Genomic DNA, 23,028 nt, shown 5'->3' with positions numbered 1-23,028 from the left:
GCTCCTTATGTTTATCAGTACAGTGAAGCGTGGTTGTCTTCGATATGTTTCTTATCAAGACGACCAAACATTTTCACGTAACACCAAATTGTATAAATCAGCATCAGTGGAACGAAAATCAACGCGACAAATGTCATCACGGTTAATGTCAGATGACTTGACGTCGCATCCCACATTGTCAGACTTACGTTCGGATTAATGCTTGATGGCATCAGGAACGGGAACATGGTGATACCCGCAGTAAAGATGACACATACAATCGTTAATGATGAAAACAGGAACGACAGACCACCGCTATTACAGCGAGAGGCAATGATGGTCAGTAATGGTAATGCAACACCTAATGCAGGCACCACCCACAAAATTGGATAGTTGTTGTAGTTAACCAACCATGCTCCGGCCTGATGAGCCACTTCTTTATGCAGCGGACTTGACGGCCCAGTGTAATCCATAACGGAGGTAACAAGATAACCATCCATATAGTACACCACCCACACACCTGCAGCAGCGAAAGCAATCAATACAATCAATGCACAGATTTGCGTTGCTGCACGAGCACGCAGACGTAGTTCAGCCGTGGTCTTCATCTGTAACCATGCTGCACCCTGAGTCACTAACATCATCAGGCTAACAACACCCGCAATCAGCGCAAACGGATTCAACAGCTCAAAGAAACCGCCGGTATAAGTCAGGCGCAGTAAGTTATCAACGGTGAAAGGTACACCCTGCAATAGGTTACCAAATGCAACGCCGAAAACTAATGCTGGAACGAAGCTACCAATAAAGATGCCTGCATCCCACATGTTACGCCAGCGTTGGTCTTCGATTTTACCGCGATAGTCAAAGCCCACCGGACGGAAGAACAATGCCGACAGAACTAAGATCATAGCAACGTAAAAACCGGAGAAGGCAGCGGCATAAACCATTGGCCATGCAGCAAACAGTGCACCACCTGCGGTAATTAACCATACCTGGTTACCATCCCAGTGTGGCGCAATACTGTTAATCATAATACGACGTTCAGTATTGGTTTTACCGATGATAGGAACAAGGATACCTACACCCATATCAAAACCATCGGTAATGGCGAAACCTACCAGTAACACGCCAACCAACAGCCACCAGATAAATCGTAATGTATCGTAATCTAACATTTCTGGACTCCTGTTTACCGTGTTTCTTGCGCTAATGCGGCGCTGCTTTGTTCAAAATGATAACGCCCTGTTTTTAGGCTACTTGGCCCTAAACGTGCGTATTTAAACATTAAGTACATTTCAGCAACGAGGAACAGCGTATACAGTCCGCAAATCAGAATGATTGAGAACCACAGATCGCCAGTAGTCAGCGACGATGTTGCTGCTGCAATCGGCAGAACATCAGCAATTGCCCATGGTTGACGACCATACTCAGCCACAAACCAACCGGCTTCACAAGCAATCCACGGTAGTGGAATACCATACAGCGCTAAACGAAGCAGCCATGGTTTTTCACCAATGCGGTTACGCGCAACGTGATAGACAGCCAGACCGATAATCAACAGCATCAGGAAGCCACAAGCAACCATGATACGGAATGAGTAATAAAGTGGTGCAACCTGCGGAATCGTGCTTTCTGCAGCAGCTTTAATTTCTGCCTCAGTGGCGTTATTAATATCTTTCGCCTGAGTCTGTAACAGAATGCCGTATCCTAAGTCTTTCTTAGTCTGATCAAAGCTAGCACGTACGGCTGGGTCGGTATCCCCTGCACGCAGTTTTTCCAGCATTTGATAGGCTGTAATACCGTTACGGATACGTAGTTCATTCTCCGTCAACAGATCTTTAAGACCAGTAATTTCTTTATCTAAAGAACGAGTAGCAATAATACCCAGAGCATATGGAATTTCTATTGCATAGTTATTCTTCATCTCTTTTTGATCGGGAATACTGATGATATTAAAGGCCGCAGGGGCAGGTTGAGTTTCCCATTCAGCTTCAATAGCAGCCAGCTTCACGCGCTGCACGTCACCTAATTCATGACCAGACTCATCACCTAACAGAATAACTGATAGGACTGAAGCCAGACCAAAACAGGCAGCGATAGCAAATGAACGCTTGGCAAACGCTAAATCACGCTTTCTTAACAGATAGAATGCACTGATACCCAATACAAACATCGAACCAGTAACATAACCAGCAGATACGGTATGCACAAACTTAACCTGAGCAACTGGGTTTAACACCAATTCGGCGAAGCTGAGCATTTCCATACGCATGGTTTCAAAGTTAAATTCTGACGCAACCGGATTTTGCATCCAGCCGTTAGCCACCAGAATCCACAATGCAGAAAGGTTAGAACCTAAAGCCACAAACCAAGTTACGGCTAAATGTTGAACCTTACTTAAGCGATCCCAACCGAAGAAGAACAAACCAACCAGCGTTGATTCCAGGAAGAACGCCATCAGAGCTTCGATTGCCAGCGGCGCACCGAAGATATCCCCTACATAGTGAGAATAGTAAGACCAGTTTGTACCAAACTGGAACTCCATCGTTAGACCCGTGGCCACACCTAAGGCAAAGTTAATACCAAATAACTTGCCCCAGAATCTGGTCATATCTTTATAGATTTGTTTACCCGTCAGGACATATACCGATTCCATGACTGCCAACAAAAACGCCATACCTAGCGTTAGTGGGACAAACAGGAAGTGGTACATTGCCGTCAGGGCAAATTGTAATCGTGATAGTTCGACGATATCAAACATCTTGACTCCTTGCTCCTCAGGAAGACTCCAGATTTATACAACCAAACCTTCTGGTTATCTGGAAACCTTACACCCATTACTCACCAGTGGTGAATGCCTTTTAAAAAACTAAATTTACATCAATCGGAAAGAAAATTTTGTTTGCTGCATCAACTCTTCTAGTCGCTGGCCGTGCCTAAATATCAAACACTTCCGCGATGGTTAACCGCATCAACACATTTTACTTTAGTACCCTAATGACAGACTTTCGAATATTACGCTTCTAATCCCTTACAATAAATAGGTATTTCATAATAAAACAAGAATTGTGAACTCAAATCAAAAACGTCATGTCACGTACGAGAAGGAAAATTGATATAAAACAAATTTAGCCAATTACACCATAGATTAGATATTTTTCAATTCCATTTATCTACTATTTTGCCGATATATACTAAATAATCGACTCCACTTCCCCTTTTTCATCAACACTAATAACTTCAATATAACACCAATTTAACATTAAATGTTATTTGTTAAAAAGACGGTCCAAAAGCATAGCGATATATCGATAAAAGAAATGAAGCACCCATCAAAATATTATTTAATCATCCAAGGTGAAAAATAATGCTTTCCTACCCAGGACAAACTTTAGGTAAATTTAAGATGTAAAAAAGCCGCAAAAGCGGCTTTTTTACATCTCATCGCTATGACACTCTGAGATCACATTAAATCACTTTATCAACGACCTCAAACTGCATACGTAGCGCCGCTTCAACATCATCAACGCTAATTGACGACATCCCCAACGCTTCTTGCGCGGTTAACACTTGATGTAGTTCTTGATCTTGTAAAGGACGAGTTCCGTCGGTATACAACATGCTAGGAAACATCGCTACCGTTCGGGTCTTAACCGCAATAGCAATATGTAAAGGTCCGGTATCCCCGACTAACAGACATTCTAAAGCAGCGACTTTTTCTACCAATTGCTTCAGATTAGTTTTACCCGCTGAATTGGTTACCCTTCCCTCACGCTCGGCGACTAAAGACATCAGCCGGTTATTACGTTCAATTTCCCCCGGACCGCCCAGCAACTCCACATCAATATCAGGATATTTTGCTAACAGCCAACCAATAACCGCGGCAAAATTATCAATAGGCCAACAACGTTCTTCCGAAGAGGCACCTAAATGAATTCCCAACGTCCGGCGATCTTTTCTTTCCGGCGTAAAGGGAACCGGAATGACCATATCCAGCGAGGGGATATCAATACCGATATGCTCTAGCAAGCCTGATTTTTGATGAATAATAGGAATATTGACGCCGCGATGATCGTAATTGACAGAAAGAAAACGATTCAGGGCAAAGGTTTTTCTGCCTAAATAATCATTGTAATAAACGTCTTTGATAATAATTCTGGAGTGTGCCAGCGTTGCCAAAACAATATCGTAAGGTGAACGAGAATGTAGAATAAATGTCGCATCAAGTTTTTTACTTCTTAGCGCTTTCCCTAACCGCAGTACATCATTGGCTTTACCATCCCAATACACAATTTCATTGAACATACTGCTGCCTTCCACTAACAAGGCATTGCGCTTATGTACCACCATGATAATTTTAGCATCGGGATATTTATTTCTAATAGCCACTATCGCTGGCGTGTTAAGCAAAAAATCCCCTAACGCAGTAGTAGAAAAGATCGCAATAGTTTTCAGATCGCGTAAATCGGAAGGTTGAATAAATCTTTTTACTTTAAAGCCCGTAAGCTGATAAGCGCTAATAAAAAGTCCCGCTAACCGCTGTTTCAATAACTTACTCATAGCACACCATACAATTAAATCCCTGACCGGGCTGATTGCGGTTAAATATCGCTTATACCGCCCCAATTAACGGAATTATAAACAAAAGTGCAGCAAGAAAGATAAGTTTTATCTTGGTAAGCCATTACAGCTTTGGCAAATTAACGATAATAGTGGTTCAGAACAACAAATTTACCCATAAAAAAAGCCGCATAAGCGGCTTTTTAACTAAAGGCTGAAATTAATTAATTTCAGCCGATGCTTTCTTTGCTGAGTGCGGCTTTCCCGCCAACGCAGCCTTAACGGCATCACCGATATCCGCTAAACTACGTACGGTACGGACACCTGCGGCTTCCAGCGCAGCAAATTTCTCATCTGCTGTACCTTTACCACCGGCAATAATCGCACCCGCGTGCCCCATCCGTTTACCTTTCGGTGCCGTTACGCCAGCAATATAGCCGATAACCGGTTTGGTAATATGATGCTTGATATAGTGCGCCGCTTCTTCTTCCGCAGAACCACCGATTTCACCGATCATCACAATCGCTTCAGTTTGCGGATCTTGCTCAAACAACTTCAGAATATCGATAAAGTTAGAACCCGGAATCGGGTCACCGCCGATACCAACACAGCTTGACTGACCAAATCCGGCATCGGTCGTTTGTTTGACGGCTTCATAGGTTAAAGTACCTGAGCGTGAAACAATACCGACATTACCCGGCTTATGGATATGGCCTGGCATAATACCAATTTTACAGGCTCCCGGCGTAATCACACCCGGACAGTTTGGCCCAATCATGCGCACACCTAACTGATCAACTTTCACTTTCACCGTCAGCATATCCAGAACCGGAATACCTTCAGTAATACAGATAATCAGTTTAATACCCGCATCGGCCGCTTCCAGAATCGAGTCTTTACAAAACTGTGCAGGAACATAGATCACCGAAGCTGTTGCGCCAGTCGCCTCTACCGCTTCACGCACGGTATTGAAAACCGGTAAGCCTAAGTGCTCAGTACCGCCTTTACCCGGCGTCACACCGCCAACCAGTTTAGTGCCGTATTCCAGCGCCTGTTGAGAATGGAAAGTCCCCTGACTGCCGGTAAAACCCTGGCAAATCACTTTAGTATCTTTATCAATCAGAATGGACATTATCGAACCTCCCCACCAGCAACGGCAACAACACGCTGCGCGGCATCAGTCAGGCTGGCAGCGCCAATGATATTCAGGCCACTTTCGCCCAACTTCTTCACACCCAGTTCAGCGTTATTTCCTTCCAGACGAACCACCACTGGAACCGTTACGCCAACATCTTCAACCGCACTGATAATACCATCAGCAATCAGGTCGCAGCGGACAATACCGCCAAAAATGTTAACGAATACCGCTTTCACTTTCTCATCGGACAAAATAATTTTGAATGCTTCACTCACGCGTTCTTTGGTTGCACCACCGCCAACGTCAAGGAAGTTAGCCGGCTCACCACCGTGAAGTTTCACGATATCCATGGTACCCATCGCTAAACCAGCGCCGTTTACCATACAACCGATATTACCGTCCAATGCGACATAGTTTAGTTCCCACTCTGCCGCATGAGCCTCACGCTCATCTTCCTGAGTCGCATCACGCATTTCACGCAGTTCTGGCTGACGATAAAGGGCGTTATTATCAATATCCAGTTTGCCATCCAGACAGATCAGCTCACCGGCTTTGGTCACCACCAGCGGGTTAATTTCCACTAATGACAGATCACATTGCAGGAACAGATTGCCCAAACCAACAAAGATATTGGTAAATTGATTAACCTGTTTGCCAGTTAAGCCCAGCTTAAACGCCAACTCTCTGCCTTGATAAGGCATAGCGCCAGTAAGTGGATCCAGCGTAGTTTTATGAATCAAATGCGGCGTTTCATGCGCCACCTTCTCAATTTCTACACCGCCTTCAGTAGAAGCCATAAAAACAACACGGCGTGAGCTGCGATCGATAACCGCGCCCAAATAAAGTTCACGATCGATATCTGTCGCGCTTTCAATCAAAATCTGATTAACCGGTAATCCAGCCGCATCCGTTTGATAGGTCGCTAAACGCTTGCCTAACCAATGGTCAGCAAACTCGCGAATTTCATCTTTGGTTTTCGCCAGCTTAACACCACCAGACTTACCACGCCCGCCGGTATGCACCTGACATTTTACTACCCAAGGACCCTGACCGATTTTATCTGCTGCATCGACGGTTTCCTGGGCCGTGCTACAGGCATAGCCTGTTGGTACCGGTAAGCGATACCGAGCAAAAAGCTGTTTTGCCTGATACTCATGTAGGTTCATGATGTTCTATCCATTAATTTTGTAGGGATGAAAGAACTGCGCCTCTCGACACTCCAGATGTCGCGCTATGGCGATACTAAGCTCGAAAACACACTCATTCTGATCTGTACTCTTATTTACCAATGAAAAAAGGTACCCATCATTTTTACTTAGTTTTGTTGTATAGCCGCCAACCGCACGGCTATACAACATGTGGTGACTAATGCTTAACCGGTCTTATCCTAAACGTCCAGTAGCAGACGAGTCGGATCTTCCAGCATATCTTTAATTGCCACCAAGAAACTTACCGACTCACGTCCATCAATCAAGCGATGGTCATAAGATAGTGCTAAATACATCATTGGTAAAATCACAACTTGACCATTAACCGCCATCGGACGGTCTTTAATCGCGTGCATACCCAAAATGGCACTTTGCGGTGGGTTAATAATTGGTGTAGACATTAATGACCCGAAAACACCACCGTTAGTAATCGTGAAATTACCGCCAGTTAAATCTTCTACGGTCAACTTACCATCACGGCCTTTGACCGCGAGATCCTTAATACTCTTTTCAATTTCAGACATGCTGAGTGAGTCAACATCACGTAATACTGGCGTTACCAGACCACGCGGTGTAGATACAGCAATACTGACATCAAAATAGTTGTGATAAACCACATCTTCGCCGTCGATAGATGCGTTCACTTCCGGGAAGCGTTTCAGTGCTTCGACCACCGCTTTCAAATAGAACGACATGAAGCCTAAACGTACACCATGGCGCTTCTCAAACTCATCACCATATTGCTTACGCAGATCCATGATAGGTTTCATGTTCACTTCATTGAACGTGGTCAGCATCGCGGTACTATTTTTCGCTTCCAGCAAACGCTCGGCAATACGCTTACGCAGGCGCGTCATCGGTACGCGTTTCTCACTACGATGCGCTAAAGAAGCTGCACTATCGGCTTTAGCTGCCGCTTTAGCGGGCTGCTGCGCCAAATGCTGAGTGACATCTTCACGGCTAATACGACCACCCACACCAGAACCTTTAATGGTATTCGCATCCAGACTATGTTCAGCGATCAAACGACGCACTGCCGGACTTAAGGCATCATTGCTGCCCTCTTCCAGACTCGCGGTCTGACGTTGGGCCGGTGTAGATGCGGTAGCTTGCGCTGACTCAGTAATCTGCTGGCCGGTAATATCTGCCGGACGTAAGCGTCCTAATAGCTGGCGAGACGTAACCGTCGCACCTTCTTCTTCCATAATGTCGTCCAGTACCCCGGACTCCAGAGCAGGCACTTCTAACACAACTTTGTCCGTTTCTATCTCAACCAAAACTTCATCACGCTCAACGCTGTCACCGGGTTTCTTATGCCATGTTGCAACAGTGGCATCGGCAACGGATTCAGGAAGGTCTGGAACGAGAATATCTATGTTACTCATTGTTTTTCCTTATTCATTTTACGTTAAGCGCATCTTCAACCAGTTTCTTCTGCTGTTCCTGGTGTACGGACATATAACCCACTGCAGGTGAAGCAGAAGCCGGACGACCCGCATACTTCAGGGTAGCGCCTTCCGGAATCACTTCGCGGATATTATGTTGACTGCAATACCAGGCTCCCTGATTCAGCGGTTCTTCCTGACACCAGATAAAATCTTTTACGTGAGCATAGTCACTTAGTGCCGCTTGCATTGCCTGATGTGGGAACGGATACAGTTGTTCAATACGAATAATTGCCACATCGCTCTGACCATTAGCGCGACGTTGTTCCAACAGATCGTAGTAAACCTTACCTGAACACATTACCACGCGTTTTACCTGCTTCGGATTCAGATTATCAATTTCCCCGATAGCCGGTAAGAATGTCCCATTAGCCAGTTCATCCAGTGAAGAGATAGCCAGCGGATGACGCAACAGCGACTTCGGTGACATCACCACCAGTGGGCGACGCATACCGCGTAACGCCTGACGACGCAGCATATGGTAAACCTGTGCAGGAGTAGATGGTACGCACACCTGAATATTCTGTTCTGCACACAGTTGCAGATAGCGTTCTAAGCGTGCGGATGAGTGCTCTGGCCCTTGGCCTTCATACCCATGAGGTAGTAGCATAACCAAGCCACACATGCGGCCCCACTTCTGCTCACCAGAACTGATAAACTGGTCGATAACCACTTGAGCACCGTTGGCAAAGTCACCAAACTGCGCTTCCCAAATCGTTAAAGTACGTGGTTCTGCTGTTGCATAACCATACTCAAAGGCCAACACACCGGCTTCACTCAATACTGAGTCCCAGACCTGGAATTCACTCTGACCATTATGAATATTGGCCAGAGGAACATAATATGAGCCATCTTTTTGGTTATGAACTACCGCATGACGATGGAAGAAGGTTCCCCGTCCGGAGTCTTCACCGGAAATACGTACTGGCGTATTTTCATCAACCAGCGTGGCATAGGCCAGATTCTCGGCGGAACCCCAATCGAATGGTTTTTCGCCTTCAGCCATCAAAGCACGGTCTTCATAAATTTTTGCGACGCGCGGGTGAAGCTCAACACTCTCCGGAACCTGACTAATACGACGGGCAAGATCCTGTAGGCGTTTCACCTCAACGGTATTTGGATACGCTTCATCCCATTCATGGTTCAGATAAGGCGCCCAAGACATTGAGTGCGTATTTATTGGACGCCACTCGTCAACCACACACTCTCCGCGATCCAACGCATCACGATAGAGATTGACCATTTCGGTCACTTCTTCTGCGGTAACAACATTATTCTCAATCAAGCGATCGGCATACACTTTACGTGGTGTAGGCTGTTTCTTGATCTTGGTGTACATCATCGGCTGGGTTGCACTTGGCTCATCCGCCTCGTTGTGACCATGACGACGATAGCAAAGCAAATCGATCATCACATCACGCTTAAAGGTATTACGGTAATCCAGCGCTAAACGGGTAACGAAAGCAACGGCTTCAGGATCGTCCGCATTAACGTGGAAGATAGGTGCCTGAATCATTTTGGCAATGTCGGTACAGTATTCAGTAGAACGCACGTCCTGAGGGAAAGAGGTGGTAAAACCAATCTGGTTATTAATCACAATCCGCACGGTTCCACCCACTTCATAGGCGCGAACCTGAGACATGTTCAACGTTTCTTGCACAATACCCTGACCGATAACCGCCGCATCACCGTGAATGGTGATAGGTAGCACTTGGTTGCTACTGCCGCTGGCATTCAATCTGTCACGGCGTGCTCGTACGGAACCAATGACCACCGGACTCACAATTTCCAGATGCGATGGGTTAAACGCCAGCGTCAGGTGAACCATCTTACCGTCGGTTTCAAACTCAGATGAAAAACCCTGATGGTATTTAACGTCACCAGTACCCAGATGCTCTTTATGGATACCAGCAAACTCATCAAATAAGTCTCCCGGGCGTTTACCCAGCAAGTTGATAAGTACGTTCAACCGACCACGGTGTGCCATACCAAGAACAACTTCTTTGGCATCGCTACGGGCAGCATGACGAACCATCTCTTTCAACATTGGAATTAACGCATCGCCCCCTTCCAGAGAGAAGCGTTTAGCACCAGGGAACTTAGCACCTAAATAGCGCTCCAGACCTTCTGCCGCGGTTAATTCTTTCAGAAACTCTTTCTTCTCTTCTTTGCTGAAATGACCAACGCCCATCACGGACTCAAGACGTTGCTGTATCCAACGCTTCTCTTCCGTATTGGTAATGTGCATATATTCTGCACCGATGGAGTCACAGTAGGTTTGCTTCAGCGCCTGATAAAGATCCGCCAGCTTCATGGTCTCTTTACCGATGGCGAAAGAGCCAACGTTAAAGGTTTCCTGCATATCTTCTTCAGTTAAATTATGGTAGGCAGGATCAAGCTCGAGGACGGGCTCTTTATAGCGAAGTTTAATGGGGTCAAGGTTGGCATTTTGGTGGCCGCGAAAGCGGAATGCGTTAATCAGCTGAAGTACTTTAACCTGCTTAGCATCATTCTCAGGATCGCTAACGTTAGAAGTATAACGTTTGGAATCTTTTGCTAACCGACGGAAATAGTCACGGGTGGTTGAATGAAATTGCTCTGGACTAAGTACATCAGTAGGCAATTTATCAAAAATTTTTCTCCAGCTCTCATCAATAGAATCTGGGTCTATCAGGTAATCTTCATAGATTTGCTCTATATAAGATTGGTTTGCACCAGCAAGGTAGGAAGAGTCTAACCAAGTCTTTACGCCGTTCTGCATTATGACCTCTTAAGCTTCATGCTTCAGTGTGTGTTTGCGATATGAACTCGCCACTCTCTTTAACACGTTGTTACTAAAAGCCTACAAGCCTATCGATAATTGACTGTCAAAAGAGAGCTGTTCGATTCACTTTCATCCAGCACTTGTAAAACTATTGTAGTTACTACGTCCGCCTTTATTAATATCAGATATTCCTGCTGAGCATAACCCTTTGTGATATCAAATTGTTATGACTAAAAAGCAACCAACCATGATATTAAATCAACGAGGTATAACCTGCTCTTTCTGCATCGGGGTTGCAACATCCCGATTCGAAGTGTCCATGAGTATAGAAGCCTCATTTTACAAATACAATTCAAATAAAAACAGATTGATAACAATTTCCCCAAATAGTGACAGCGATCACAACCACAAAAAAACCATTAAAAACAATAAGTTTATGTGAATCGCGTCAGCTAATATGTTAATTAATTGCTAACCCAATATTAAATTGTAAAAAAAAAGTAAAATTGCTCTTCACGATGGTCTAAATTTATGCAACTGTATTAGATAGTTAATCATAGGAAAGGCAATTGAGGTGTTACTGCTAAAGCATTGCCAAACTCCCATAACCTGAATTATAACTGGAGACAATCATGGCTATAGAAAGAAAAGCGACGTTAGTCTTTGATGACGGTAAGCGTATTGAACTACCCATATTATCTGGTTCGCTAGGTGAAGACGTTTTAGATGTCAGAACCTTGGGTTCCAAAGGGCTTTTTACCTATGACCCTGGTTACCTTTCTACCGCATCCTGTGAATCAAAAATTACGTTTATTGACGGTAATGAAGGGGTTTTATTACATCGCGGCTATCCAATCGCCCAGTTAGCCAAAAATTCTACTTATTTAGAAGTTTGCTATATTCTCTTATACGGTGAAACCCCAACGCCGAAAGAGTTTGATGACTTTAAAAATATCGTCAATCGCCATACCATGATTCATGAACAGATTACCCGTCTGTTCCAGGGTTTCCGTCGTGACTCCCACCCAATGGCGGTGCTATGTGGTGTAACAGGTGCATTAGCTGCGTTCTACCACGACTCGCTGGATGTTCATAATGAGCGCCACCGTGAAATAACGGCATACCGTTTGCTGTCGAAAATGCCGACGGTGGCAGCCATGTGTTACAAATATTCTGTCGGTCAGCCGTTTATGTATCCGCGCAATGACCTCTCCTATGCAGCCAACTTCCTATATATGATGTTTGCCACCCCGTGTGAAGACTATGTGGTGAACCCGGTAGTTGAGCGCGCCATGGATCGCATCCTGATTCTGCATGCCGACCATGAACAAAATGCTTCTACCTCTACCGTCAGAACCGCGGGCTCTTCCGGTGCGAACCCATTTGCCTGTATTGCTGCCGGTATCGCTTCTCTATGGGGACCAGCCCACGGTGGTGCCAACGAAGCCTGTCTGAAAATGCTGGAAGAGATTGGTACCGTCGATCGCATTCCTGAATTTATCGCCAGAGCTAAAGATAAAGATGACCCATTCCGCTTAATGGGCTTCGGACATCGGGTATATAAAAACCACGATCCACGTGCAACCGTGATGCGTGAAAGCTGCCATGAAGTGTTAAAAGAACTCAATCTGAGCGATGAACTGCTGGATGTCGCCATGGAGCTGGAAAAAATCGCCCTGAATGACCCGTACTTTATCGAGAAAAAACTGTATCCAAACGTGGATTTCTACTCTGGTATTATCCTGAAAGCGATCGGCATTCCGACCACCATGTTTACCGTGATCTTTGCCATTGCACGTACTATCGGCTGGATTGCTCACTGGAATGAAATGTACACCGACGGCATTCGTATTGCCCGTCCGCGTCAGCTTTACAATGGCTATACTGAACGAGAGTTCCACTCTCAGATCCCTAAGCACCAAAATAAGGCTTAGTCGCCTGAGTAAACTTGATGTTATTCATCATCAAAAAAATCCGGGAATAATCCCGGATTTTTTATATCAGCATATCCATTATTTCAGCGTCGTCTTATCACCATGTTTCCAGTGTCGATGATAGCCATCCACCATACTTCTGAAGGTTTGGGTTGGCGTATCACCCGTGGTACACAAATAAATATGCCCGCAAATGAACAGCAGCCCGGCTATCGCCAAAATAAAATGGGCTTTCAGCATCCAATAGCCATAACCCAGAACGTCAGGGAACAGGCACAGAAACCCGCTAATCAACAATAGCGGTAACAAGCCGAACATCACACCAATATAGGCCAATTGTTGTAGTGGATTAAACTTACTGGTTACATCTGCGGCAAAAGGATGAGGTTCACCTTTCATAATGCCATACAGATAAAATCGGGTTTGCCGGACGCTGCGCGCAAGCAGTCCACGCCACTGAATACGATAATGCACACCGTTGCGACTGAATAAATTGATGATGATAAAACCTAACCAAAACACCAATAAAATATAGCCACAGATCTGGTGTAGGGTCACCATCGCAACAATATTACCAATAGCGAAATGCCCTAACAGACCGCTTAATAACAGTAAAATAAACAGCAAAGCATTTCCCCAGTGCCAACAACGAATTGCTTTGGAATAGAGATAAGCTCTCTCCTCACCTGCTGGATGTGTGGGTGGAGTCAGCCAGTAACGCAGCAAACCATGCAGTATCAACACAGCCAATAACCCGACCACCATCATTCCGGCAACGATCAACCAAACCGGCCAGTAGTCCGGCGTATAGCGTAATTCAGCTCCCCATATGCTATTCATATTTGGTCTCCTGATGAATTTCTCTGCGACGGAACAAGCTGGGCTTCCCGACTTTGTCCAATTGATATTGATAAGCGTCATACTGCTGAATCCAGCGCTGAACCTCCGGTTGATTTGCCCGACCAAAATGCAATGCATCCGTTGGACAAACACTGACACAAGCCGGTTCAAGCCCCTGAGATAAACGACTATCAGAACAGAAATTACATTTATCTGCTGCCAGCGTTTGAGGATTCAGATAACGCACCTGGTAAGGACAGGCAGCGATGCAATAATCACAGCCAATACACTTTTTGTTATCCACCTGAACAATGCCATTTTCATCACGATAAGAGGCACCGGTAGGACAGGCGGAGACGCAAGGAGCATCTTCACAATGTTGGCAGGAAACGCGGAAAAACTGGAAATGCATCCCCTGTTTACTCTCTTCAGGGCCCCGTATCTGCACCTGAAGACGACTGTAGCCCTCGGGAATATCATTGATAACTTTACATGCCACGGTACAAGCCTGGCAGCCTATGCAGCGTTTTTCGTCATGTAGCATGACATAATGATTCATATTCATTGCTTACTCCCACTTAACCGCGACTCAACTGAACACCCGATGTATGAACGTCTGTACCACAAACCGGGCTGATTTCATGGGGCAATAAATTGCCGCAGTGAATACCGTGCGTGGTGGCTTCTGTTTTAGCGCCGGCTTTAGCACCAAAGCCCATATAGACAAACAACGTATCGGGTCTGATCGCTGGCGTTACCAGTGCCCGGCCTTTTTCCTTACCGATCTCATTCTCCAACCAGACAAAATCGCCGGTTTTAATGCCTCGATCTTTGGCGGTTTGTGGGTGAATCCAGACTGGGTTATCCCACATCAGTTCAGAAAGCAGGGGAACATATTGGGTTGCACCGTTGGTATGGACCGCCACTTTGCCCTGAATAAAATAGAGTTGGTTGTCTTTTTTCAATGGGAAATTGCGATAGCGAGGTACGCCGTAGCCTGAAGCCATGCCTTCCAGAGATTCGGAATAAAGCTCAATCAAACCGCTTGGAGATTTAAACTTCAGTTCTTGCGCGAAAGTACCGTCATCAGATAAGCGTGATGCTGAGGCTGGATAAGTGCGAACAAATTCACTGACTGAATCAGGCTCGCGCAACAACAGCGGAATACCATATTCCAGATACCCCTTCTGATGAATTTGCCGATAAAAATCCTCATTGCCATTAGCCTGAAACAACTGGCGGGTCGCCATATCTTTCCATGGGAAATATTGACTTAAGCCAAGCTCAGCCCCTAACTCCTGCCAAATCATCCAGCTGGGCTTGGTGTTACCAATGGGTTTCACCAACTGCTGACGTACCGCATAAGCCGGATTTAAACCAGAGACATCTGAAATTTCCTCATCCCGCTCCAGATAAGTTGATTCCGGCAGCAAGTAATCTGCGTAGGCGGCACTTTCACTGAGATAAACATCACAGCTCACCACCAGATCGAGTTTCTCAAGGGTTTTTACCAGTTCCGGACGACAAGAGACGGTTTGTAGAGGATTATGGCGTGACATGATCCAAGCTTTAACTGGATAAGGCTTCTCAGTTTCCACCGCATCGATAATGCTCTGAACGATGCCGCCGCCTTTATTGATATATTTAAACGCCGGTGCTATCGCATCAATTCGCTTAGTCGTAATTTCCGGCATACCTTTGACGCCAGGCTTAGCCAAGACAGGCGCAACCGCCTCACCCGCCAGCTTATTATATTTCTCCGCATTTTTTTTCTGATATAACCCGCCCTTACGCTCTATCGAGCCCAGCAAGGCATTCATCACAAAGATCATCCGGCGCATGTCCAGTTCTTCTTTGTTATAAGTGGCGCGATGGCCGGGATTAACAATCACATGAGGTGCCTGAGCGGCGATTTCCCGAGCAATACGGCGAATCACCTCCGCAGGTACGTCCGAATGCTGCTGCGCCCACTCTGGCGTCACCTCTTTCAGGGACTCAGCCAACTGCTCAAAGCCAGTGGTGTAACGTGCAATAAAAGCTTGGTCATAGAGGTTTTCAGCGATCAATACCTGACACATTGCCATCAATACTGGTAAATCACCGCCGGGTCGAATGGCGTGCCATTCATCGGCTTTACTGGAAAAAACAGAGAGTCGAGGATCAAAGCTCACTACTTTGGCACCTCTCTCCTGAGCGGTCATCATTTCATGAGTATCTGCAACTTCAATGCCTTCATACAGATTATGACCGAACGCCAACATATAACGGGTATCGGCCAGATCCATCGCCAGATCGCCCCCCATCATGACCTGAGCCGCAATGGCTTTACCGGCCGGACAGGTCGTCGCGTGGGTGAAGGTATTTGGCGAACCGAAGGCCGCCGCAAGATGAAATAAATGGGAAGATAAAGAACCGGACTTGGAAGAGAATGCGACACTTTCCGCAGCGTGATTTTGCTTAATCTGGTTAAGCTTTTCGGCTATTTCCTGATAGGCCTGTTGCCAACTAATAACCTCCCATTCCCCACCTCCTCTCGGCCCTTTGCGCTTCATCGGTTGCACAATGCGGTGGGGATCGTTAATCAGGCTAACGCCACTGCCTCCTCTGGCACAAATCCGCGAGCCCTGATGCTGCGCATGGGTATTTCCCTGAATAAAAACGGTTTTATTATTAATGACCTGTGCCTGTATTGGGCAGCGAAATGAACACATCTCGCACAGGCTTGGGGTTAACTTACTGTTTCCATCCAATCTATCGGGCTTTTGCAGCGCTAACGCGCCGGGAGAAAAGCTGCCTACAGCACAACTTGCACAGCTAATCCCCACGCCTTTAATAAAATCACGACGATTAATGCTCACATGACCTCCTGCTTTAGATTATTGAATTAATCATAAAGAGGTACATGAAACAATGAGGTGATCGGTTCGACATTTTGACCACCAAAATGTTGCTTTTACCGAGCATGTAAAAAATTATCGTCAATTTTTTAGATAAGTATGTGATTGATTTGTTAACCGAAATAGATACTTGCCAATGATAACCATTCACTGATTATTAGCAGAGTCAGTATTTAATTATCGAAGATAACTTTAGGGTTAGTGCTGACATCCGGGGCAATAGAAAAAGGGGCGGGAAGAGAGTGAGGATTTTTGAATTTCGCTGCCGCAGCGATGGCAGGCTAATCCATCCCGGCTAAAAACATGGAACTCAAATAACGCACCATGATGATGATTAGGATCGGCTTCACCACGAGTCTGGTAAGACAGACGAGGAATAGTCAGCAGAGCATGAGCCAAGTATTCCAGTTGCTGTGTGGTTAAATCTTCCGGTTTATGATGGGGTAATAATCCGGCATCCCATAAAATTTCAGCCCGAAGATAGTTACCTAAACCGGCCAAAAACGCCTGATCGAGTAGCATTCCCCCCAACTGCTTACGGCGGAATTTTTTATCCAACAAACGAGCGCTAATGTCGGACTCGGTTAGGGTCACATCCAACACATCAGGACCGATACGCTGTAAAAATGGGTGTTGAAGAATCTCTTCTGTTGCCCCGACTTCAATATCTGAGGCGCTGTAAAGCAGAATAGCTTTATCGGCCGTCTCCAACGCAACGCGTAAATCACGCTTGGTTTCTGGTCGTTCCCCTGCCCCGGTCACTTGCCATAATCCATACAGCTGATTATGGCTGTACATCGTCAAACCTGCGGAAAAGTGGGTTAATAACGCCTTCCCGCGGGTCTCAATGGATGTCACCGTTTGACCAACAAGTTTTGGCTGATAGCTTTTTAGTTCAGGGAAAGCAAACCACACATGAGTTAATACTTTCCCTTCCACCGCATCGACCAGCTTATCTGCCGCCCGACGAATTTCAGGTCCTTCTGGCATACTATCTCCTTAAGTTCAGCGTACAGTCGGTCAGACAAGGCGTTTATTCAATCAAGGGTCAAACTGGATTATCAATATCAATAAAGCTAACGTCAAACTGGTGTTCCTGAGCCAGCCACTCTCCCAGCGCTTTAATACCATAGCGTTCCGTTGCATGGTGGCCGGCGGAATAGAAATGAATGCCCATTTCACGCGCAATATGGATAGTACGCTCAGAAACTTCACCGGTAATAAAAGCATCAAAACCGCGCTCTGCCGCTTCTTTGATATAGTCTTGCCCACCGCCGGTACACCAGGCGATACGACGAATTTCTGCCGGTGCGTTATCACCACAGTGCAGCGGTTCGCGCCCTAAACGATGGGTAATCCGCTGGGCCAGTGCCGCACCGCTTTCTGGCGCGGTCAATTCACCGTGCCATATCAAACAATCCAGGCTATCCGGGTCAATTGGACCGAGATTATTGATGCCCAGTTCGCTAGCCAGCAATGCGTTATTTCCCATGATGGGATGGGCATCCAGCGGCAAATGATAGCCATACAAATTAATATCATGGCTTAACAGGGTTTTTAGCCGCTTATGCATCATTCCGGTAATCACCGGCTCATCATTTTTCCAGAAATAACCATGATGCACCAACACCGCATCGGCCTTCAGCTCTACCGCCACATCCAGCAGTGCCTGACAAGCCGTTACGCCGGTCACAATGCGTTTAATCTCTGACTTTCCCTGTACCTGTAGGCCATTAGGGGCATAGTCACGAAAACGCCGCACCTTCAGTTCGTTATTCAGCAAGTTTTCTAATTCTTTATTCAGCATCGTTATCTCTTTCAACACCCTACATTGATTGGACAATCGCAGTCCTCTGCCAAGATGAGCTTATTATATCGGTTTTAAATCAGCCAAACTCAATTAATATCGGTTGAAAACAAGACGGGCCCTTTCGGGCCCGTTATTAATCAATCACCATATTAAATCGATCTGGCAAAACAGCCTCATTCTTCCGGCAATATAAACATCCCGTGAGGATGAATATGCAGGTAGTAATGATCGCCAGCTTCCGGCGCTAACTGTATGGCATTTACCTGGAGCAGTAAGGTCTGCCCATGCCAATCTACGGACACCTCATACTGAGGGCCCATATAAGCCACGCTAACCACCTGGCACTTCTGACTCTCTTCACCATTTTCAACCAGTGCAATAGCCTCTGGCCGAACCCCTACGGTGTAATGCCCTGTTAGTTGACCAAACTCTTTTGGACGTGCAATACGATAGCCAAAAATATCCACACAATCGGTTAACAACTCAGCGGGGAAAATATTGGCATCTCCCATAAAGTTAGCCATAAAGCGTGATGCCGGTTGGCGATAAAGCTGCTTAGGTTCACCGAGCTGCATAATTTTGCCCTTATTCATCACCAGCACGGTATCAGAAACGGCAAAAGCCTCGCTCTGATCGTGCGTCACATACAGTGAAGTAATATTGAACTGCTGCTGAAGCTCTCTAATCTTATCGCGCATACTGCGACGCAGGTTGGCGTCAAGGTTACTCAATGGTTCATCAAACAACAGCACCTTAGGTTTCAGTATCAGCGCGCGTGCCAAAGCAACTCGCTGCTGTTGACCGCCAGAAATTTGATCGACAAAACGGTCTTCAAATCCGTCCAGATCCACCAGTGTTAATGCTTCTTTCACCCGCTGATTAATTTCATCTTTCGGTAAACGCAGCATTTTCAGACCATAACCAATGTTGTCCCCCAGCGATAAATGAGGAAACAGCGCATAGGACTGGAACACCATACAGATATCACGCTGCTGGATGGAACGCTCGGTCACGTCCTCGCCATCGATAAAAATCTGGCCGGAGGTTGGCTTTTCTAATCCGGCAACTAAGCGAAGTATGGTGGTTTTACCGCATCCAGATGGCCCTAACAGAGTGACTAAATGCCCCTGAGGAATCGCCAGATCCAGCCGATCAATCACGGTATTTTTACCAAAACTCTTATTAATATTCTTCAGCTCTACAAAATTTGTATTCGCTTGTTGATTTGTCGTATTCAAGATATTCACTCCGTGATTAATCAGTAGTTTTTGCTTTGGAGCGGGCAACACGCGCTTCGCCAACCAGATAGTCAAATATCAGGATGATAGCCAGCATCACCACAATCAAAATAGAACCGTATGCAATCGCAATGCCGTATTCGCCATCTTCCACCCTATTCAGAATGTAAGAGGTGGCGACGCGAGTATCCGGCGTTACCAGGAAGATAATCGCGCTTACCGTGGTCATTGCCCGCACAAAGCTGTATATCAGCGCGGACAAAATCGCCGGACGCAGCAGCGGCAGTAAAATATAGATAATGGTACGCAGTGAACCAGCACGCAGACTGAGAGAAGCCTCATCCAGTGACTTATCCAACTGCCCCAGTCCGGCAATCCCGGCCCGAATACCCACCGGCACGTTACGCATCACCATAGAGATCACCACAATCACCGCAGTACCGGTCAAATAAACCGGCGCACTGTTAAAGGCCAGAATATAAGATACGCCCGCCACGGTTCCCGGTACGGCAAAGCACAGCATGGTAATAAACTCGATGGTTTTCTTACCGTGGAACTGCTGACGCACCACAATATAGGCAATCAATAGACCAAAGAAGGCGGTAATCGGTGCGGCAATACCGGCAAATATCAGGGTATCAATCAGTGACGGCCATGCACCATCGCTAAAGCCTTGACCAAACAGCTTGGTGAAGTTATCCAACGTCAAGGTATAGTCAACACCCCAGTTCACCGTGAAGCTACCGTAGAAAATGCTGCCGTATAACAGTACGTTAAATGCGATCCACAGATACAGGGTTAGAGAAATCCCCCACTGTAACGTGGTCGGTAACGGCTGCACATCACCACGAGAGAACTTGCCAGAAATGGTGACGTAGGAACGCTTACCAATCCATAAATATTGGATACAGAACACAAACAGAGAGAACAGCAGCAAAATAGCACCCAAGGTACTGGCTGCCGGATAATCCAACTGTGCTCCAGTGATATAGAAATAGATTTGCGTTGCCAGCACGTCAAAGTTACCGCCCAACACCAGCGGGTTACTGAAGTCGGCCAGCGACTGCACGATAACGATCAGAAACGAGTTGGCTAACGCGGGTTTCAGCAACGGCAGGAAAACGCGACAGAAGGTTTGATAACGATTAGCCCGTAAGGTATAGGACGCTTCTTCCAACGATGGATGAATGGTTTTAATTGCCCCGTCCAAAATCATAAATGACATTGGGGTAAAGGCCAGCACCTGAGCAATCCAGATCCCAGTGAAACCGTACAGCCAGTTAGTATTTTCCAGCCCCATATAGGTCACCATCCAATTGGTGACATAGCCGGAGCGCCCCATCATTAACGTTACCCCCAAACCAACAACAAATGGCGGCGTAACGATAGGTAAAATAGAGAAAATACGGCTAACAAACGCAGAGCGTTTAGCAATACGCGTGGTGTAAACCGCACAAACTAAGCCGAAGAAAGTACAGCCGGCACCAACCGCCGCCGCCAGACCAATCGAGTTAACAATCACTTCAATGGTGTGGGATTGGCTTAATAACTGGATAAAATGCAACGGTGCAAAATCACCGCTGTCATCTTTAAACATCGGTACGAAAATAGCGATACTTGGATAAAGGATAAAGACGGTAATTAAACCGACAATCGCAACCAGCGAGCCCATCACAAAGCGGTCGCCGCCCATCCATTCCAGACGAACGCAGGCCAGCGTGATAATCGCTCCCAGCGCAAAAAACAGTGGAACCGTCGCCCAACCTAATCCCTGTTGTGTCCACCAGGATGAAACAACGGTCAGCAGAACGCAGAATAACGCATACCCGGCATCAAACAGGTGACGACGGCGGTGATCCTGCGAAAGAGGCGTAATGGGGCGAATAAACAACAGCAGCGGCGGCAGAAACCATAGCCAGCCAATGCCACCGCTATGCCAAATATAGCTGCTTAGTAGTTCATCCGATGATGATTCAAACAGGCCATAATCCAGCGTGTAACCTGGCAACATCGCCAATGATGCGACAACCAGCAGTAGCCAATAAAATATAGGATCCCATGCACGCTGAGCATGCAGGGTAATTGAGTGTGACATAACGATCCTCGATGGCGATAAACGGGCCGCGGCACCCTGCCGCAGCCATTTAGCAAGTGATTACTAATTATTTGCTCATTTTTACTTCGTTAAGCCATTTCGAAATCAGTGCCTTACGCATATCTGAAGCACCGTATTTATCCATATCGTAGTTGATCAAATTCAGCTCATTGAGCTTCATTGAGTTTGGTGCCGCTTCTGCGGTGGTATTGGTTAGAATTTGATAGGACTGCCCTTTCTTCCAGGAAAGTTCCTGAGCTTCTTTCGACAGTGACCAGTCAACAAATAGCTTGGCATTATCAAGGTTACGCGCATTTTTCAGGATGCTAACGCCGCCAATCTCATAGCCGGTACCTTCACAAGGCGCGACCAGTTTAATCGGCGCACCCTTTTCAATTTCCAGCGCATAGTCATGCAGGAAGCCAATACCAATCGTCGCTTCACCACGCGCAGCATTACGCGCTGGAGCAATACCTGATTTGGTGTACTGGGAAATATTCTTATTTAACGCTTTAAGATAATCGAACGCTTTGTCGTCACCCCATAATTGCGCAAAGGTAGCCAGAGCGGTATAGGCGGTGCCTGAACTTTGTGGATCGGCGATCTGAATTTCGCCTTTATAGGCCGGGTTGGTCAAATCGGCCCAGCACTTAGGCTCTGGTAAATTTTTCTCTTTCAAACGGTCGGTATTGACTCCATAGCCTAAAATACCGATATAAACGGCCGAAGAATAGTGGCCTTTACGGGTTGCCGGATCTTGAAATTGTGGCAGTAACTCGGCCAGCTTAGGCGATTTGTAAGGCTGTAATAAATCCATTTCTCCGGCCTGTGAATGCGGGTCCAAAGTACCGCCATACCAAACGTCAGCCTGCGGGTTTTTCTTTTCTGCTTCAATTTTGGCTAACGTGCTGCCGGAACCATTACGAATAAATGAGGTTTTTACATCATACTTTTCGCCAAAGGCTTTCACTTCCTCTTCACACATGGAGTTCATCGCACTGCAATAAACCACCAGACGACCTTTTGCCATCGCACCAGTGGCCAGCGTAGCAACGGCTAAACCCGTTGCGATCAGAACAGACAGGGTACTTTTTTTCATTATGTATATCCTTGTGTTGTT

Annotated in this window: 16 protein-coding genes; 1 reads left to right on the top strand and 15 read right to left on the bottom strand. The window is 46.2% G+C overall.

The window, feature by feature from the left end; all coding sequences use genetic code 11:
* Positions 1-14 precede the first annotated feature (14 nt).
* The 7 genes from cydB to sucA all read right to left on the bottom strand — a co-directional run bounded on the left by cydB (position 15) and on the right by sucA (position 11,091).
* Positions 15-1,154, bottom strand: a complete 1,140-nt coding sequence (gene cydB / locus BMZ28_RS04510; protein WP_074821013.1) for a cytochrome d ubiquinol oxidase subunit II — start codon at positions 1,152-1,154, stop codon at positions 15-17.
* 14 nt (positions 1,155-1,168) lie between these two features.
* Complete coding sequence (gene cydA / locus BMZ28_RS04505) at positions 1,169-2,740, bottom strand: cytochrome ubiquinol oxidase subunit I (RefSeq protein ID WP_047780660.1); 1,572 nt, start codon at positions 2,738-2,740, stop codon at positions 1,169-1,171.
* A gap of 707 nt (positions 2,741-3,447) precedes the next feature.
* On the bottom strand, positions 3,448-4,539 hold the full coding sequence (locus BMZ28_RS04500; protein WP_074821012.1) for a glycosyltransferase family 9 protein: 1,092 nt from the start codon (positions 4,537-4,539) through the stop codon (positions 3,448-3,450).
* A 220-nt stretch (positions 4,540-4,759) separates the two neighbouring features.
* On the bottom strand, positions 4,760-5,671 hold the full coding sequence (gene sucD, locus BMZ28_RS04495; protein WP_047780658.1) for a succinate--CoA ligase subunit alpha: 912 nt from the start codon (positions 5,669-5,671) through the stop codon (positions 4,760-4,762).
* Entirely contained in the window at positions 5,671-6,843 is a 1,173-nt protein-coding gene (gene sucC / locus BMZ28_RS04490; protein WP_074821009.1) for an ADP-forming succinate--CoA ligase subunit beta, read from the bottom strand. Before sucC ends, sucD begins: the two co-directional genes overlap by 1 nt.
* A 221-nt stretch (positions 6,844-7,064) precedes the next feature.
* Positions 7,065-8,270 carry a 2-oxoglutarate dehydrogenase complex dihydrolipoyllysine-residue succinyltransferase gene (odhB, locus tag BMZ28_RS04485; RefSeq protein ID WP_074821007.1) on the bottom strand — a complete coding sequence of 402 codons (1,206 nt, stop codon included), beginning with the start codon at positions 8,268-8,270 and terminating at the stop codon, positions 7,065-7,067.
* Between the two features lie 13 nt (positions 8,271-8,283).
* Positions 8,284-11,091 carry a 2-oxoglutarate dehydrogenase E1 component gene (gene sucA / locus BMZ28_RS04480; protein ID WP_047780655.1) on the bottom strand — a complete coding sequence of 936 codons (2,808 nt, stop codon included), beginning with the start codon at positions 11,089-11,091 and terminating at the stop codon, positions 8,284-8,286.
* Positions 11,092-11,726: 635 nt separating this feature from the next.
* Here sucA and BMZ28_RS04475 point away from each other — a divergent pair.
* Positions 11,727-13,028 (top strand): citrate synthase, encoded by a 1,302-nt coding sequence (locus tag BMZ28_RS04475; protein WP_074821004.1) that lies wholly within the window; start codon positions 11,727-11,729, stop codon positions 13,026-13,028.
* 78 nt (positions 13,029-13,106) lie between these two features.
* On the opposite strand, the gene phsC is transcribed toward BMZ28_RS04475, so the two are convergent.
* The 8 genes from phsC to BMZ28_RS04435 all read right to left on the bottom strand — a co-directional run bounded on the left by phsC (position 13,107) and on the right by BMZ28_RS04435 (position 23,007).
* Positions 13,107-13,868: a thiosulfate reductase cytochrome B subunit gene (phsC, locus tag BMZ28_RS04470; protein WP_047780653.1), complete on the bottom strand. Its 762-nt coding sequence runs from the start codon at positions 13,866-13,868 to the stop codon at positions 13,107-13,109.
* Complete coding sequence (locus BMZ28_RS04465; protein WP_074821001.1) at positions 13,861-14,433, bottom strand: 4Fe-4S dicluster domain-containing protein; 573 nt, start codon at positions 14,431-14,433, stop codon at positions 13,861-13,863. Before BMZ28_RS04465 ends, phsC begins: the two co-directional genes overlap by 8 nt.
* A gap of 13 nt (positions 14,434-14,446) precedes the next feature.
* Positions 14,447-16,726, bottom strand: a complete 2,280-nt coding sequence (gene phsA, locus BMZ28_RS04460; protein WP_074820998.1) for a thiosulfate reductase PhsA — start codon at positions 16,724-16,726, stop codon at positions 14,447-14,449.
* A 237-nt stretch (positions 16,727-16,963) separates the two neighbouring features.
* Positions 16,964-17,755, bottom strand: a complete 792-nt coding sequence (gene nei, locus BMZ28_RS04455) for an endonuclease VIII (protein WP_074820995.1) — start codon at positions 17,753-17,755, stop codon at positions 16,964-16,966.
* Positions 17,756-17,813: 58 nt separating this feature from the next.
* Positions 17,814-18,572, bottom strand: a complete 759-nt coding sequence (locus BMZ28_RS04450; protein ID WP_074820993.1) for a Nif3-like dinuclear metal center hexameric protein — start codon at positions 18,570-18,572, stop codon at positions 17,814-17,816.
* Between the two features lie 176 nt (positions 18,573-18,748).
* Positions 18,749-19,813 carry a ferric ABC transporter ATP-binding protein gene (gene fbpC / locus BMZ28_RS04445; protein WP_074820990.1) on the bottom strand — a complete coding sequence of 355 codons (1,065 nt, stop codon included), beginning with the start codon at positions 19,811-19,813 and terminating at the stop codon, positions 18,749-18,751.
* Positions 19,814-19,829: 16 nt separating this feature from the next.
* Positions 19,830-21,908 (bottom strand): ABC transporter permease, encoded by a 2,079-nt coding sequence (locus BMZ28_RS04440; protein WP_074820987.1) that lies wholly within the window; start codon positions 21,906-21,908, stop codon positions 19,830-19,832.
* A gap of 67 nt (positions 21,909-21,975) precedes the next feature.
* Positions 21,976-23,007, bottom strand: a complete 1,032-nt coding sequence (locus BMZ28_RS04435; RefSeq protein WP_047780643.1) for an ABC transporter substrate-binding protein — start codon at positions 23,005-23,007, stop codon at positions 21,976-21,978.
* Positions 23,008-23,028 lie beyond the last annotated feature (21 nt).

Source organism: Pragia fontium DSM 5563 = ATCC 49100 (assembly GCF_900112475.1).
Classification (GTDB): Bacteria; Pseudomonadota; Gammaproteobacteria; order Enterobacterales; family Enterobacteriaceae; genus Pragia; species Pragia fontium.
This window is presented reverse-complemented; position numbering and strand designations above follow the sequence as displayed.

Excerpts from the sequence above, each read along its gene's own strand:
- BMZ28_RS04435 (WP_047780643.1), bottom strand. The coding sequence starts at position 23,007 with ATGAAAAAAAGTACCCTGTCTGTTCTGATCGCAACGGGTTTAGCCGTT.
- sucD (WP_047780658.1), bottom strand. The coding sequence starts at position 5,671 with ATGTCCATTCTGATTGATAAAGATACTAAAGTGATTTGCCAGGGTTTT.
- cydB (WP_074821013.1), bottom strand. The coding sequence starts at position 1,154 with ATGTTAGATTACGATACATTACGATTTATCTGGTGGCTGTTGGTTGGC.
- cydA (WP_047780660.1), bottom strand. The coding sequence starts at position 2,740 with ATGTTTGATATCGTCGAACTATCACGATTACAATTTGCCCTGACGGCA.
- BMZ28_RS04465 (WP_074821001.1), bottom strand. The coding sequence starts at position 14,433 with ATGAATATGAATCATTATGTCATGCTACATGACGAAAAACGCTGCATA.
- BMZ28_RS04450 (WP_074820993.1), bottom strand. The coding sequence starts at position 18,572 with ATGCTGAATAAAGAATTAGAAAACTTGCTGAATAACGAACTGAAGGTG.
- BMZ28_RS04500 (WP_074821012.1), bottom strand. The coding sequence starts at position 4,539 with ATGAGTAAGTTATTGAAACAGCGGTTAGCGGGACTTTTTATTAGCGCT.
- nei (WP_074820995.1), bottom strand. The coding sequence starts at position 17,755 with ATGCCAGAAGGACCTGAAATTCGTCGGGCGGCAGATAAGCTGGTCGAT.
- sucC (WP_074821009.1), bottom strand. The coding sequence starts at position 6,843 with ATGAACCTACATGAGTATCAGGCAAAACAGCTTTTTGCTCGGTATCGC.
- BMZ28_RS04475 (WP_074821004.1), top strand. The coding sequence starts at position 11,727 with ATGGCTATAGAAAGAAAAGCGACGTTAGTCTTTGATGACGGTAAGCGT.
- BMZ28_RS04440 (WP_074820987.1), bottom strand. The coding sequence starts at position 21,908 with ATGTCACACTCAATTACCCTGCATGCTCAGCGTGCATGGGATCCTATA.
- sucA (WP_047780655.1), bottom strand. The coding sequence starts at position 11,091 with ATGCAGAACGGCGTAAAGACTTGGTTAGACTCTTCCTACCTTGCTGGT.
- phsC (WP_047780653.1), bottom strand. The coding sequence starts at position 13,868 with ATGAATAGCATATGGGGAGCTGAATTACGCTATACGCCGGACTACTGG.
- odhB (WP_074821007.1), bottom strand. The coding sequence starts at position 8,270 with ATGAGTAACATAGATATTCTCGTTCCAGACCTTCCTGAATCCGTTGCC.